Source organism: Streptomyces sp. NBC_01216 (genome assembly GCF_035994945.1).
In the GTDB taxonomy this organism is placed as follows: domain Bacteria; phylum Actinomycetota; class Actinomycetes; order Streptomycetales; family Streptomycetaceae; genus Streptomyces.
Map to the genome: position 1 here is coordinate 25,560 of NZ_CP108680.1, position 13,932 is coordinate 39,491.

The window sequence follows — 13,932 nt, forward strand, 5'->3', positions numbered from 1 at the left end:
CGATGTCCGCGCAGAAAACCGCTGGCCCACGCCACAACCCGAAGGTCACGACCGCACTCCGCCGGTTCGCGATCTCCATCTCCGTCCTCAACATCTTCGGCTACACCATCCTCGGCTTCGAACAGCCCTGGACCTGGCCGTTCATCGCGCTCGCGACCGCCTACAGCGTCGAGATCGTCCTCGAGATCCTCGGAGCCCGCTCCGAGGGCCGCGCGCCCCGTTTCGCCGGCGGCGGCTTCAAGGGCCTGGTCGAGTTCCTCTTCCCGGCCCACATCACCGCGCTTGCGGTGAACATGCTCACCTACGTCAACGACCTCGTCTGGGTCATGGTGTTCGGCGTCATCGTGGCCGTCGGCACCAAGTGGGTACTGCGCGCCCCCGTCAAGGGCCGCCTGCGGCACTTCATGAACCCGTCGAACTTCGGCATCGCGGTCATCCTGCTGCTCTTCCCCTGGGCCTCGATCGCCCCGCCCTATCACTTCACCGAGTACCTGGACGGTGGCTTCGACTGGCTCGTGCCGGCGATCATCATCACCCTCGGCACCATGCTCAACGCCAAGCTGACCGAGCGCATGTGGCTGATCCTCGCCTGGGTCGGCGGCTTCGCGCTCCAGGCCGTCGTCCGCGGCCTGCTGTTCGACACCTCCATCCCCGCGGGCCTCGCGATGATGACCGGCGTGGCGTTCGTCCTCTTCACCAACTACATGATCACGGACCCGGGCACGACACCGTCCTCCAAGTGGGGTCAGATGGCCTTCGGCGGCAGTGTCGCCACGATGTACGGCGTGCTGACCGCGATGAGCGTCGCCTACGGCCTCTTCTTCGCCACCGCCCTCGTCTGCGCCATCCGCGGCGCCTTCCTGTGGACGGCCGACATCGTGTCGAAGAAGCGCGCCGAGGAGGCCCTGGCCCTCGCGGCCGTCACCCAGAGCGTCGCCCTCGCCGACGCCACCGAGCAGTCCTGCGACTGCCCGGCCGGCGCCTGCGCCTGCCCCGCCACTCAGGCCGCCGAGCAGTCCTGCGACTGCCCGGCCGATGCCTGCGCCTGCCCCGCCCCCGCCCACTCCGAGGGCGAGACCCGGAAGATACCGGTGACCACATGACCAGGATCGCCATCGTTGGCATGGCCTGCCGTTATCCGGACGCCACCAACCCCCACGAGCTGTGGGACAACGCCGTCGCCGGACGGCGTGCCTTCCGCCGTCTGCCCCAGGTCCGGATGAACCTGGACGACTACTGGGACGCGGACCCGACCACTCCCGACACCTTCTACGCCCGCAACGCGGCCGTCATCGAGGGCTACGCCTTCGACCGCGTCGCCCACAAGATCGCCGGCAGCACGTACCGCTCGACCGACCTCACCCACTGGCTCGCCCTGGACACCGCCGGCCGCGCACTGGCCGACGCAGGATTCCCCGGTGGCGAGGGCCTGCCGCGCGAGCGCACCGGCGTCGTCGTCGGCAACACCCTCACCGGAGAGTTCTCCCGCGCCAACGTGATGCGGCTGCGCTGGCCGTACGTGCGCCGGGTCATGGCCGCCGCGCTCCAGGAGCAGGAGCACTGGGACGAGTCGCGCATCGCCGAGTTCCTCGACGACGTCGAGACCTCCTACAAGGAACCCTTCCCGGCCATCGACGAGGACACCCTCGCCGGCGGGCTCGCCAACACCATCGCCGGCCGGATCTGCAACCACTTCGACCTCAACGGCGGCGGCTACACCGTCGACGGCGCCTGCTCCTCCTCACTGCTGTCGGTCACCACCGCCGGTACCGCGCTCCTGAGCGGCGACCTCGACATCGCCGTCGCCGGCGGCGTGGACCTGTCGATCGACCCCTTCGAGATCATCGGCTTCGCCAAGACCGGAGCCCTCGCCAAGGGCGAGATGAAGCTCTACGACCGCGGCTCCAACGGCTTCTGGCCGGGCGAAGGCTGCGGAATGATCGTCATGATGCGGGAGGAGGACGCCCTCGCCGCGGGCCACCGCATCTACGCGACGATCGCGGGCTGGGGCGTGTCCTCCGACGGCCAGGGCGGCATCACCCGTCCCGAAGTCAGCGGATACCAGCTGGCCCTCACACGCGCCTACGAGCGCGCCGGATTCGGCATCGAGACCGTCCGGCTCTTCGAAGGCCACGGCACCGGCACCGCCGTCGGCGACGCCACCGAACTCACCGCGCTCATGGGGGCTCGCGCGGCGGCCGACCCTGAAGCCCCGGCCGCGGCCATCACCTCCATCAAGGGCATGATCGGCCACACCAAGGCCGCCGCCGGCGTCGCCGGTCTGATCAAGGCCGCCCTGGCCGTCGACAACCAGACCCTCCCGCCGGCCATCGGCACCGTCGACCCGCACGAACTGCTCACCGACGAGAAGGCCAACCTCAAGGCCCTGCGCAAGGCAGAAGCCTGGCCCGACGGCGCGCCCCGCCGCGCCGGCGTCACCGCCATGGGCTTCGGCGGCATCAACACCCATGTCGTGCTCGACGAACCGGCCGCCCGCCGCCCGGCACCCGGCCGGCGCTCCGCCACCCTGGCGCACTCGCTCCAGGACTCGGAACTGCTCGTCCTCGACGGTGAGTCGCCCCGCGAACTGCGCGCCCGGATCACCAAGGTCGCCGCGTTCGCCGCCCAGGTCTCCTACGGCCAGGTCGCCGACCTGGCCGCCACCCTCCAACGCGAACTGCGCGGCCGGGCACACCGCGCGGCCGTCGTCGTCACCTCCCCCGAGGACGCCGAGCGCCGCCTGACCCACCTGGCCGACCTGCTGGAGGCCGGCGAGACCGCCTACACCGCGGCGGACGGCCGCAGCTTCCTGGGACGCGCCGAGGGCCCGGCCCGTATCGGATTCCTCTTCCCGGGCCAGGGATCCGGCCACGGCACCGGCGGAGGAGCGCTCCGCCGCCGCTTCCCCGAGGCCGCCGAAGTCTTCGACCGGGCCGCGCTGCCCACCACCGGCGACATGGTCGCCACCGACGTGGCACAGCCCCGCATCACCACCGGTTCCGCCGCCGGGCTGCGCGTCCTCGACTCCCTCCGGCTGGAGGCGTCCGTCGCCGTCGGCCACAGCCTCGGCGAACTCTCCGCCCTCCACTGGGCCGGCGCCCTCGACGAGGAGACGCTCCTTGAGGCGGCGCGCGTGCGCGGCCGCGCCATGGCCGAGCACAGCGCCTCGGGCACCATGGCCTCCCTCGGTGCGACGTCCGAGAGGGCCGAAGAACTCATCGCCGGCCTCGGGGCCGTCGTCGCCGGATACAACGGCCCCGAACAGACGGTGGTCGCCGGCACGGTCGAGGACATCGAGGAGATCCAGCGCCGAGCCGAGCGGGCCGAGGTGGCCTGCACCCGGCTGAAGGTCTCGCACGCCTTCCACTCGCCACTCGTCGCGGACTCCGCCGCCTCCTTCGGCACCTGGCTCGACACCACACGCCTGGGCACCGTCACGGGCCGCATCGTCTCCACCGTCACCGGCACGGAACTCACCCGGGAAACCGACCTGGCCGCCCTGCTACGCGACCAGATCACCGGCCCCGTCCGCTTCACCCAAGCCGTCCGCGAGGCGGCCCGGCACGTCGACCTCTTCGTCGAGGTCGGCCCCGGCCGGGTCCTCAGCGGCCTCGCCCAGGCCACCACCGGTGTCCCGGTCGTCGCCCTCAACACCGACGACGAGTCGCTGCGAGGCGTCCTGCAGGTCGCCGGTGCCGCGTTCGTCGCGGGAGCGCCCGTCGCCCTCGCACGGCTTTTCCAGGACCGGCTCATCCGGCCCCTCGAGGTCGGGCAGGAGTTCTCCTTCTTCGCGAGCCCCTGCGAGAGCGCGCCGCACGACGTGTCCGCCGCGGCCGAACGCCGTTCGCGCCCGGCCACCACGCGGGCATCGGCCACGGCCCCGCGCACCGAGCGGCCCGCCACCACCGCGGCAGACACCACCGCCCCCGCAGCCGCCGAGCCGGCAGGCGAGAACACCCCTGAGGAGACCGGAGCCGACGTACTCGACGTACTGCGCACCCTCGTCGCCGAACGCGCCGAGCTTCCCGCCGACCTCGTCGACCCGGACAGCCGGCTCCTCGACGACCTCCACATGAGCTCGATCACCGTCGGCCAGATCATCAACCAGGCCGCCTCCCGGCTCGGGATCGCCGCCGCCCAGGTGCCGACCAACTTCGCCACCGCCACCCTGGCCGAGCTGGCCGAGGCACTGGAGACCCTCATCAGCACCGGCGGGGCACAGGAGCCCACCACCGCCCCCGTGGTCGCGGGCGCGGCCGCCTGGGCCCGACCCTTCGCCGTCGACCTCGACGAACTGGCCCGGCCGCACGCCACGGCCGACGGATCCGACGGAAGCTGGGAGCTCTTCGCCTCCGAAGGACACCCCTTCGCCGAACGCCTCCGGCAGACCCTGGCGACGTCCCGGCTGGGCTCGGGCATCCTCGCCGTGCTCCCCAGAGGCTGCTCGGCAGCGGAACTGGACCAGGTGCTCACCGCCGCGAAGAACGCACTGACCGGCGCCAACGACCAGCGCTTCGTCCTGGTGCAGGACGGCCGCGGCGCGGCCGGCCTGGCCAAGACCCTGCACCTGGAGGCACCGCACCTGCGCACGACCATCGTCCACACCCCGGCGACGTCGGACGTGGTCGAGCGGGTCGTGACCGAGGTGGCGGCGACCAGCCGCTTCACCGAGGTCCACTACGACGAGACCGGTGTGCGCCGCGTACCGACGCTGCGCGCCCTCCCGGTGGAACCGCGGCGTACCGACGCACCGCTGGACAGCGGCGACGTCCTGCTGGTGACCGGCGGAGGCAAGGGCATCTCCGCGGAGTGCGCCCTGGCCGTCGCCCTCGACACAGGGGCGAAGCTGGCCGTGCTCGGCCGCTCCGACCCGGCACAGGACCGGGAACTCGCCGAGAACCTCGACCGGATGCGCGGCAGCGGCGTGACCCTGCGCTACGCGCGCGCCGACGTCACCGCTCCGGAACAGGTCACGGCGGCCGTCACCGAACTGGAAGGAGAACTCGGCCGGATCACCGGGCTGCTGCACGGTGCCGGCCGCAACGAGCCCGCCCCGCTGACCCAGCTCGGCCCCGAGGACTTCCGGCGGACCTTCGCCCCCAAGGTCGACGGGCTGCGGACCGTCCTGGAGGCGGTGGGAGCGGGCAACCTGAAGCTCCTGGTCGCCTTCGGGAGCATCATCGGCCGGGCCGGCCTGCGGGGCGAGGCCCACTACGCCACCGCCAACGAGTGGCTGGCCGACCTCACCGAGGACGTCGCCCGCAACCACCCGCAGGTCCGTGCCCGGTGCATGGAGTGGTCGGTGTGGTCCGGCGTCGGCATGGGCGAGAAGCTCTCCGTCGTCGAATCGCTCTCCCGCGACGGCATCACCCCGGTCTCCCCGGACCAGGGCGTCAAGATCCTCCTGCGGCTCATCTCGGACCCGGACGCGCCCGTCGTCACGGTCATCAGCGGCCGCACCGAGGGCATCGACACCGTCCGCCGCGACCTGCCCACCCTGCCGATGCTGCGCTTCACCGGCACCCCGCTGGTCCGCTACCACGGAGTCGAACTCGTCACCGAAGTCGAACTGAACGCCGGCAGCGATCCGTACCTGTCCGACCACCTGCTCGACGGGAACCTGCTGCTGCCCGCGGTGATCGGAATGGAGGCCATGACCCAGGTCGCGTCCGCGGTCACCGGCCGCACCACGCCCCCGGTCATCGAGGGCGCCGAGTTCCTGCGGCCCATCGTCGTACCGCCGAACGGCAGCACCCGGATCCGCATCGCGGCCACCGTCACCGGCGCGGACACCGTCGCTGTCGCCATCCACGCCGAGGACACCGGATTCGTCGCCGAACACTTCCGGGCCCGTCTGGTCTACACCGACACCCCGGCAGCGGACGGACCGCCGCTCCAGGTACCGCAGGACACCCCCGTCGTCCCCCTGGACCCCGCCACCGACCTGTACGGCAGCGTCCTCTTCCAGGGAGCGCGCTTCCAGCGGCTGCGCCGCTTCCACCGGGCAGCCGCCCGGCACGTCGACGCCGAAGTGGCCGTCCAGCAGCGCCCCGAGGGCTGGTTCGCCGGCTACCTGCCGGGCGACCTGCTGCTGGCCGACCCCGGAATGCGGGACTCGCTCATGCACGGCAACCAGGTGTGCGTCCCCGACGCGACGCTGCTGCCCTCCGGCGTCGAGCGGATCCATCCGCTGGGCTCCGGCAACCACGTCCCTGACCAGCTACGGTACACCGCGGTCGAACGCAGCCGGGACGGCGACACCTACGTGTACGACATCGCGGTACGCGACGCGAACGGCACCGTCGTCGAACGCTGGGACGGCCTGACCCTGCACGCCGTGCGCAAGAACGACGGGTCCGGCCCCTGGGTCGCGCCGCTCCTCGGCCCCTACCTGGAGCGCTCGCTGGAAGACGTGCTCGGCTGCCGTGTCGCCGTCGCCGTCGAACCGCACGGCGACACGCCCGCAGGCTCGGTCGCGCAGCGTCGCGGCTTCACCTCCGACGCCGCCTCCAGGGCACTGGGCACCCCGGTCGCCGTACGGCACCGTCCCGACGGACGGCCGGAACTGGAGTCGGGCGCGCACATGTCGATGTCGGCCGCGCACGGTCTGGGCGTCACCCTCAGCGCCGTCTCCGACACCGAGGTGTCCTGCGACATCGAGGCCGTCAGCATGCGCTCGACGGCCGAGTGGAAGGGACTCCTCGGCGACCACGCGGCCGTCGCCGAACTCGTCGCCAAGGAGACGGGTGAGGCCCCCGACACCGCCGCCACGCGGGTGTGGAGTGCCGTGGAATGCCTGACCAAGGCCGGGATCATGGTCGGCGCGCCACTGACGGTGCTGCCGCGCCGCAAGGACGCCTGGGTGGTCTTCGCCGCCGGCGACCTGCGGATCGCGACCTTCGTCACCGCTCTGCGCGACGCTCTGGAGCCGGCCGTCTTCGCCTTCCTCACGCACGCATCGCATCTCAACGAAGGGCGGTCCTAGACCATGGCGGAAGACTACTTCGAGTACCGGCACACGGTCGGCTTTGAGGAGACCAACCTCGTCGGGAACGTGTACTACGTGAACTACCTGCGCTGGCAGGGCCGGTGCCGGGAGCTGTTCCTGCACCAGAAGGCGCCGGACGTGCTGGCCGAGGTGCAGGACGACCTCAAGCTGTTCACGCTGAAGGTGGACTGCGAGTTCTTCGCCGAGATCACCGCCTTCGACGAGCTGTCCATCCGGATGAGGCTGTCCGAGCTGGGCCAGACCCAGCTGGAGTTCACCTTCGACTACGTCAAGGTGACCGGCGGGGTGGAGGTGCTGATCGCCCGCGGGCGGCAGCGGATCGCGTGCATGCGTGGTCCGAACACCAACACCGTGCCCTCCCGCATCCCGGAGGGCCTCGCCCGCGCCCTGGAGCCGTACACCGCCCGGGGCCGGGTCCTGACGGGGCAGGTGGCATGAGTACCCTGACCGCCGCGCCGCCGAGGGCCGCCGTCGCCGGCGACCCCGCGCGGCTGCGGCGGGCCCTGGGGGCCTTCGCCACCGGCGTGACCGTCGTGACGGTCGGCGGCGCCTCACCCCGGGGCATGACCGCCAACTCCTTCACCTCGGTGTCCCTGGACCCGGCCCTGGTCCTGGTGTGCGTGGGCAACGACGCCGTGATGAACGGCATCCTCGCCGAGGCCGACACCTTCGCGGTGTCGGTCCTCGGCGCCGGACAGGAGGACGTGGCCCGGCACTTCGCCGACCGGTCCCGGCCCATGGGCGCCGAGCAGTTCGAGGCCGTCGACTGGCTGCCCGGGCCCGCCACCGGTGCCCCGCTGATCGCGGGTGCGGCGGCCCACTTCGAGTGTGTGCGGTGGCGTGCCTACGAAGGCGGCGACCACACCATCCGCATCGGACGGGTGCTCACCCTGGACGAGCTGCCGGACCGTGAACCGCTGGTGTTCCACCGTGGCGGCTTTCGGCAGCTCGCCGACCGGACACCGGGAGGCACGGCATGAGGGCCCACCCACCCGGCCCGCCCGTGTGGGCTCTGCCCGGTCTGCTGCGCAAGCTGGCGGTCGACCGGCTCGGCATGATGCGGGACGCGGCGGCGCTCTCCGACGCCGTACGCGTCTCCATGGGCCCGAAGAAGATGTACATCTTCAACCGGCCCGACTACGCCAAGCACGTGCTGGCCGACAACGCCGCCAACTACCACAAGGGCATCGGACTCGTGGAGTCCCGCAAGGTGCTCGGCGACGGCCTGCTCACCAGTGAGGGCGAACTGTGGCGGGCCCAGCGCCGGAACGTTCAGCCCGCGTTCAAGCCCGGCCGGATCGCGGCCCAGGCCGGTTTCGTGGCGGAGGAGTCCGCCCGGCTGGTCGACCTGCTTCGTGCCCGTGGCGGCGCGGGACCCGTGGACGTGCTCACGGAGGTCACCGGCCTGACCCTCGGGGTGCTCGGCCGGACCCTGATGGACACGCCCCTCGAGGGGCACGACGGCATCGCGCACGCCTTCGAGGCGGTCCAGGACCAGGCCATGTTCGACATGGTCACCCAGGGGCTGATGCCGACCTGGCTGCCGCTGGGGACTCAGCGGAGGTTCCGGCGGGCCCGCCGCGAACTGACCCGGACCGTCACCGAACTCGTCGCCGACCGCAGCGCCCGCATGACCGAAGGCGACGGCGCCGACGACGCGTTCGCGCGGATGATCCTCGCGGCCCGGGGACACGAGGACCCGGCCATGGGCCGCCGACTCCTCCAGGAGGAGCTGGTCACCCTGCTCCTCGCCGGCCACGAGACGACGGCGAGCACGCTCGGCTGGACCCTGCTGCTGCTCGCCCGTCATCCGCACATCCGTGACCTGGTCCGCGAGGAGACCCGCTCCGTGCTGGCCGGAGGCCGCCTCCCGGAGGCTGACGACCTGCACAAGCTCACCTACACGACGCAGGTCGTGCAGGAGGCCATGCGGCTGTTCCCGCCGGTGTGGATCCTGCCGCGGGTGGCCCAGCGGGCCGACGAGGTCGGCGGCTTCCCGGTGCCGGCCAAGGCCGACGTGCTGATCTCCCCCTACACGCTGCACCGTCACCCGGATCTGTGGGAGGACCCGGAGCGTTTCGACCCCGGCCGCTTCGACCCGTCACGGGTCGCGAACCGTCCTCGGTACGCGTACATACCCTTCGGTGCCGGACCCCGTTTCTGCGTGGGGAACAACCTCGGCATGATGGAGGCGGTGTTCGTCACCGCGCTCGTCACCCGGGATCTCGACCTGGCGGTGGTTCCCGGGCACGAGGCGGTCGCCGAACCGATGATGTCCCTGCGGATGCGCGGGGGGCTGCCGATGACGGTTCGTCCGGTCGTCTGAGGGACGGACGCCGGGACCCACGAAGAAGGCCGGCCACGGTGGAGACACCGTGGCCGGCCTTCTTCGTGGGTCCGTCTTCCGTCTTCCGTCTTCCGTCTTCCGTCTTCCGTCTCCCGTGGGTGTGGGGCCGGGGCGCCGCCGTCAGCCGGCCATGCGCTCCAGGGCATTGGTCCGCAGGTCGAGCAGCGCCATCAGAATGGGCGGGTCCAGGGACTCCACCGGCCGCAGGGTGATCTCGACGGGCAGCAGCAGGGTGTCGGCGTGCGCGGTGATCGGTCCGTACCGTCCGACCGACACGATGTCCTCCTCGCCGGTGCCCGACGCCAGGTGCTCGTAGCCGTAGGGGACCGAGTGCACGAGGACGTACCAGGTGCCGGCTGGGATGTCCCGCAGCTCGAAGGAGCCGGGTCCGTCCAGCACGGTGCAGCGCACCGGCTGGCCCTGCGGGACGGGAGACGGGAAAAGGCCGAGGAAACAGTTTCCTGGGGAGCGCTCCTCGGGAAAGGAGACCCGGCCGCGCAGGGAGTTGCTCGTGGAGACATCGCCTCCGGCCGGGTCGGTCCCGATGGCGGAAGTGAATCCGCCGAGCTCCCGGAACATGCTCGGAGAAACGCCGACGCAGGATTTGAAGCGTGAGCTGAAGGTGCCCACGCTGCTGTATCCGACCTGACTGCTGATGTCGGCGACACTGAATCTCGTGTCGACGAGGAGGCGTTTCGCCTCTTGCAGGCGAAGGGCTGACAGAAAACGTCCGGGGGAGGTTCCGGTTACGTCTCTGAATGCCCGGGTGAAATGGAACTTGCTGAACATGGCGGTGCGCGCCATGTCGTCAATCGTCAGGTCCTGACCGAGATTCGCGTGCATATCCTGGATCACGTTGCGGACGGCACGCTCGATAGCGGTGGAGGTCACCGTTTCTCCCTGTCGTTGAGTTGACGAGACCCGGCCTCGTCAGTGCCGAGATTCCGAGGCGGGCCGTGCTGTGGCGGAGGGCGCGATGTCGGTCAGACGCCTGCTGCTGAGGTCCTCTGCGAACCTGCGCCAGGTCTGGGCGCACTGCAGTGCGAGCTCGGCCACCGTGGCCGCGCAGTGCGGTGGGACGGCGTCGAGCTGCTGACGCCAGGAGTCGTCCACCAGGAAGTGCGTGTGGAGCCACCGCAGGAAGTGCCGGCCCGATTCCGAGTGGCGCAGCGAGGGGTCCCCTGCGAGGTTGCGCAGTGTCTCCAGTGAGGTCCGGGTCCGGCCGGAGGCACCGACGGCCGGCTGCCGCGCCGCGGAACCCGCGGACGGACCCGAGGCCCTGGCCGTCGTGGCGGCGGCCGGAGCACCGGCGTCCGGCGGAGCGGGGGCGGTCGCGCCGTCCCGGGCGGCCACGGTCCCGCGGCGCTGGTCGGGTACGGGCGACTCACCGCGCCGCAGACGCTGGCGTACGTCATGGGCCGTGCCGAGGGACAGCCCGGTCTCCTTGACGATCGCCCGCAGGGGAAGGTCGGGCCGGCTGGCCATCAGGCGCGCGGCGTGCAGCCGCTCGGTGGTGCGGTCCAGCGGATGCGCCTTGCCGTCGCTACCCACGCGTGTGTTCGACCGTCTCGCATCCTCGGTTGAACTGCGGCGCACGGCGGCGACCGTCTTCGCGTCGAGCCCCGTGTAGGTGGCCACGGCGCGGTCCGACAGGTCCGTGTGCGAGCGCAGGATGCGCGCGGCCGCGGCCTTGCGGTCGCTGACCGTCAGGGGAAGGCCGTGCGCCGTGTTCGCGGAGACCGACCGCAGGAAGGCGTCCTCCTCCGGGCCGTCGAAGTAGTGCGCCTCGACGCTGTCCCGGCCGGCCAGTACGGCGGCGGCCACCCGGTGGGAGCCGTCGATGACACGCATCGTCGGGCGGTGGACGAGGATCGGCGGAAGCGAGGCGTAGGTGTCGGCGAGGCGCCGCACATGGCTCTCGTCGACACCGTTCAGCCGGGGGGAATCCGCCGGAAGCAGTGCCTCTATGTGGACCCGGTGAGTGAAGTTCGTGGGCAGTTCCAGGCGCTTGTCCGTACTTTCCATCTCCACCCCCCTGGGCCGGATACGGGCCGTTACTGCGCTCCGCTTGGTATCCACAGAAGGCACTGGGAACTGCGGAACGTGACACGCACACAGAAATATAACCGGTCGACCGTTTTTTTACGGGGTCAGGTGCGGGAGATGCTTCGACTTCGCCTGGTCTCGTCGTGCGACTCGCGTTCGGTGAACGCCGCATTCGTTGGTTGTTTGAAAGAACTCAGCAGTTCTACGTTCTTCTCATCGCCAGCAGCAAGGTCCCACCAAGCAACCGGAGGATGAGTTGTCTGTTGTGAGAAGGATCAGAAGGATCCCCATCCGCAAGGTCGACATCGCAGCGGACGCCACCTTCACCCTGGAGGCATACGCCGACACCATCGTCCCGGGTGAGAAGCGGTGGCCCGGGGACCGGGCGATCGCCGGCGTCAGTACCGGCGGCGGTGCGGTCAGCTGCGGCGCCCTCGACCTGCTCCGCTGGGACGCCACCGGCATCCACGACGGGCTCGAGGACCTGGCGAGCCAGGTCAACGAGCACGCCAGGGCCTTCGCCGAGAAGGCCGGCCTCACGCTCGACGAGACCGTCCCGCCGTTCGTGTCCCTGGACTACGACGACCGTGTCCGACTCATCGAGGAACTGACGACCCCTGGGCACCCGGAGAAGGACTTCTGGGTCCTGCTCTCCCTCTTCTGCAACATGGCCTACGACTCCGCCGCCCACCTGCACACCGACGAAGCCCTCGAGGAAGGCCACGCCGGCCTGACGGCGATGGGCATCACCGCCCCGGACGCCGACGGACTGTGGCGCTTCCAGGACTTCGGCTACGGCCGACAGCTCGCCGACCTCCACCCCGACACGACCCCCTCCGGGAGCCCAGCATGAGTGACACGATCGAGAGGACCGACGTCCTGGTCATCGGCAGCGGGTTCGGCGGCGCGATCGCCGCCTACCACCTGGCCGCCGGCGGCGCCAAGGTCACCGTGCTGGAGCGAGGGCCCTGGCTGAAGAACGACGAGTTCGAGCACGACTACCAGCTCGGCTCCTCCTACACCCGGATCTTCGACTTCGTCGTCGGTGACGGCATGAGCGTCCTGGGCGGCAACTGTGTCGGCGGCGGAAGCGTCGTCTACTTTGCGGCCATGCCCCGGGCCCCCAAGTTCGTCTTCGACCGGCACGGCAGCATCGGCCGCCGGATGTGGCCGAAGTCCGTCAGCCGCGAGACCCTCGACCCCTGGTACGACCGGATCGAGGAGTCCCTCTCGGTCAGCAAGCAGGAATGGAACGACGCCTCCTACGCCGGCGGACTGTGGGGCGCGGCCTGTGACCACGCCGGCCGCACCGCCAACCCGCTCGCCGCGGCCATCGACAACTCCAAGTGTGTCAACTGCAACTTCATGATGGCGGGCTGCCGCTTCGAGGCGAAGCAGTCGCTGACCGTCAACTACCTTCCCGGCGCGCTCGCCCACGGCGCGGAGATCCGCCCGCTGCACGAGGTGCAGTACCTGGAGCGGACCCCCGAGGGTGACTACCGGGTCCACTACAACATCGTCGACGACGAGGACTACCGCCTGCAGAGCGGCTCCGGCGTGATCGAGGCCAAGATCGTCGTGATGGCCGCCGGCGCCGCCGCCACCCCGGTCATCCTGCAGCGGAGCGAGGCCCACCTGGGCACGATGCCCCACGCGGTCGGCCGCTACTTCTCCGGCAACGGGGAACGCCTCAACACCGCCATCCTCAACGAGGACAAGGTCGCCGAGATCCTCGGCCTGAGCCGTGGTGACGGTCAGCTTCCCTACGGAGCCAACGCCATCGGCAAGGGGCCGACCGTCGCGAGCTGGGACAAGCTCGACGGTTCCCTGCCCGAATACTCCCGCTACTCCCTGGAACAGCTCTACTTCCCGCCCGGCCTCGGCACGATCCTCGCCCAAGCGCCCGACGCCTCCGGTCCGACCTGGTTCGGCAAGGAGAAGAAGGAGATCCTCAAGAACTGGAAGTCCTGGCTGACCATCTTCTGCATGACCGAGGACGACAACGAGGGCGTCTTCGGCCCGCCGCCGGCCACCGGCAACGCCCACCGCATCTCCCAGCAGCTGCTCGGCCGCGGCAACCTCTCCTACAAGCCCACCGACAACACCTGGCACGGCTGGAACCAGGCAGACGCCGACGTGAAGGAGATCCTGGAGAAGGACGGCCTCGCCAAGGTGATGCCGTGGACCAACGACCTCGTCGGCGCCTACACCGTGCACCCCCTGGCCTCCTGCCGCATGGGCGACGACCCGAACACCTCCGCCCTCGACGACACCAACGAACTGCGCGGTCACTCCGGCATCTTCGTCACCGACGGCTCGGCCGTCCCCGGCGCCCTCACCGTCAACCCGGCCATGACCATCGCCGCCCTCGCCGAGCGCGCCGTCCCGCACATCGTGGCCGCGGCGCAGGCCAAGGGAATCGCCGTCACCTACGGCGCACCGGCCCCCACGGGCTACAAGAGCGGCCGCAACGCCGTCCTTCCGCTGCTGCGGAAGAAGCAGCTCGCCGACGCATGACCAGTGAGTTGCA

At 70.8% G+C, this 13,932-nt stretch carries 9 protein-coding genes; 7 read left to right on the plus strand and 2 right to left on the minus strand.

The genetic code is table 11. The features are described 5' to 3' along the window. Positions 1–2: 2 nt before the first annotated feature. The 5 genes from OG393_RS35065 to OG393_RS35085 are packed head-to-tail and all read left to right on the plus strand — an operon-like array spanning position 3 to position 9,335. Entirely contained in the window at positions 3–1,103 is a 1,101-nt protein-coding gene (locus OG393_RS35065) for an enediyne biosynthesis protein (RefSeq protein WP_327379110.1), read from the plus strand. After that, positions 1,100–6,985 carry a type I polyketide synthase gene (locus OG393_RS35070; protein ID WP_327379111.1) on the plus strand — a complete coding sequence of 1,962 codons (5,886 nt, stop codon included), beginning with the start codon at positions 1,100–1,102 and terminating at the stop codon, positions 6,983–6,985. Before OG393_RS35065 ends, OG393_RS35070 begins: the two co-directional genes overlap by 4 nt. 3 nt (positions 6,986–6,988) lie before the next feature. Further along, complete coding sequence (locus OG393_RS35075) at positions 6,989–7,447, plus strand: acyl-CoA thioesterase (RefSeq protein ID WP_327379112.1); 459 nt, start codon at positions 6,989–6,991, stop codon at positions 7,445–7,447. Continuing rightward, positions 7,444–7,989, plus strand: a complete 546-nt coding sequence (locus OG393_RS35080) for a flavin reductase family protein (RefSeq protein ID WP_327379113.1) — start codon at positions 7,444–7,446, stop codon at positions 7,987–7,989. Before OG393_RS35075 ends, OG393_RS35080 begins: the two co-directional genes overlap by 4 nt. Beyond that, positions 7,986–9,335, plus strand: coding sequence for a cytochrome P450 (locus tag OG393_RS35085; protein WP_327379114.1), 1,350 nt, complete (start codon positions 7,986–7,988; stop codon positions 9,333–9,335). The genes OG393_RS35080 and OG393_RS35085 overlap by 4 nt, the downstream gene beginning before the upstream one ends. A 141-nt stretch (positions 9,336–9,476) precedes the next feature. Here the strand turns inward: OG393_RS35085 and OG393_RS35090 are convergent, their stop codons facing one another. Continuing rightward, a complete protein-coding gene (locus OG393_RS35090) occupies positions 9,477–10,247 on the minus strand; it encodes an AraC family transcriptional regulator (RefSeq protein WP_327379115.1) in 771 nt (256 codons plus the stop codon). A gap of 39 nt (positions 10,248–10,286) precedes the next feature. Further along, positions 10,287–11,381 carry a ParB/RepB/Spo0J family partition protein gene (locus tag OG393_RS35095; protein WP_327379117.1) on the minus strand — a complete coding sequence of 365 codons (1,095 nt, stop codon included), beginning with the start codon at positions 11,379–11,381 and terminating at the stop codon, positions 10,287–10,289. Between the two features lie 295 nt (positions 11,382–11,676). Here OG393_RS35095 and OG393_RS35100 point away from each other — a divergent pair, with 295 nt between their 5' ends. Both OG393_RS35100 and OG393_RS35105 read left to right on the plus strand, forming a co-directional pair. Beyond that, positions 11,677–12,255 (plus strand): DUF5987 family protein, encoded by a 579-nt coding sequence (locus tag OG393_RS35100; RefSeq protein WP_327379170.1) that lies wholly within the window; start codon positions 11,677–11,679, stop codon positions 12,253–12,255. After that, positions 12,252–13,919, plus strand: a complete 1,668-nt coding sequence (locus OG393_RS35105; RefSeq protein WP_327379118.1) for a GMC family oxidoreductase — start codon at positions 12,252–12,254, stop codon at positions 13,917–13,919. Before OG393_RS35100 ends, OG393_RS35105 begins: the two co-directional genes overlap by 4 nt. Positions 13,920–13,932: the final 13 nt, after the last annotated feature.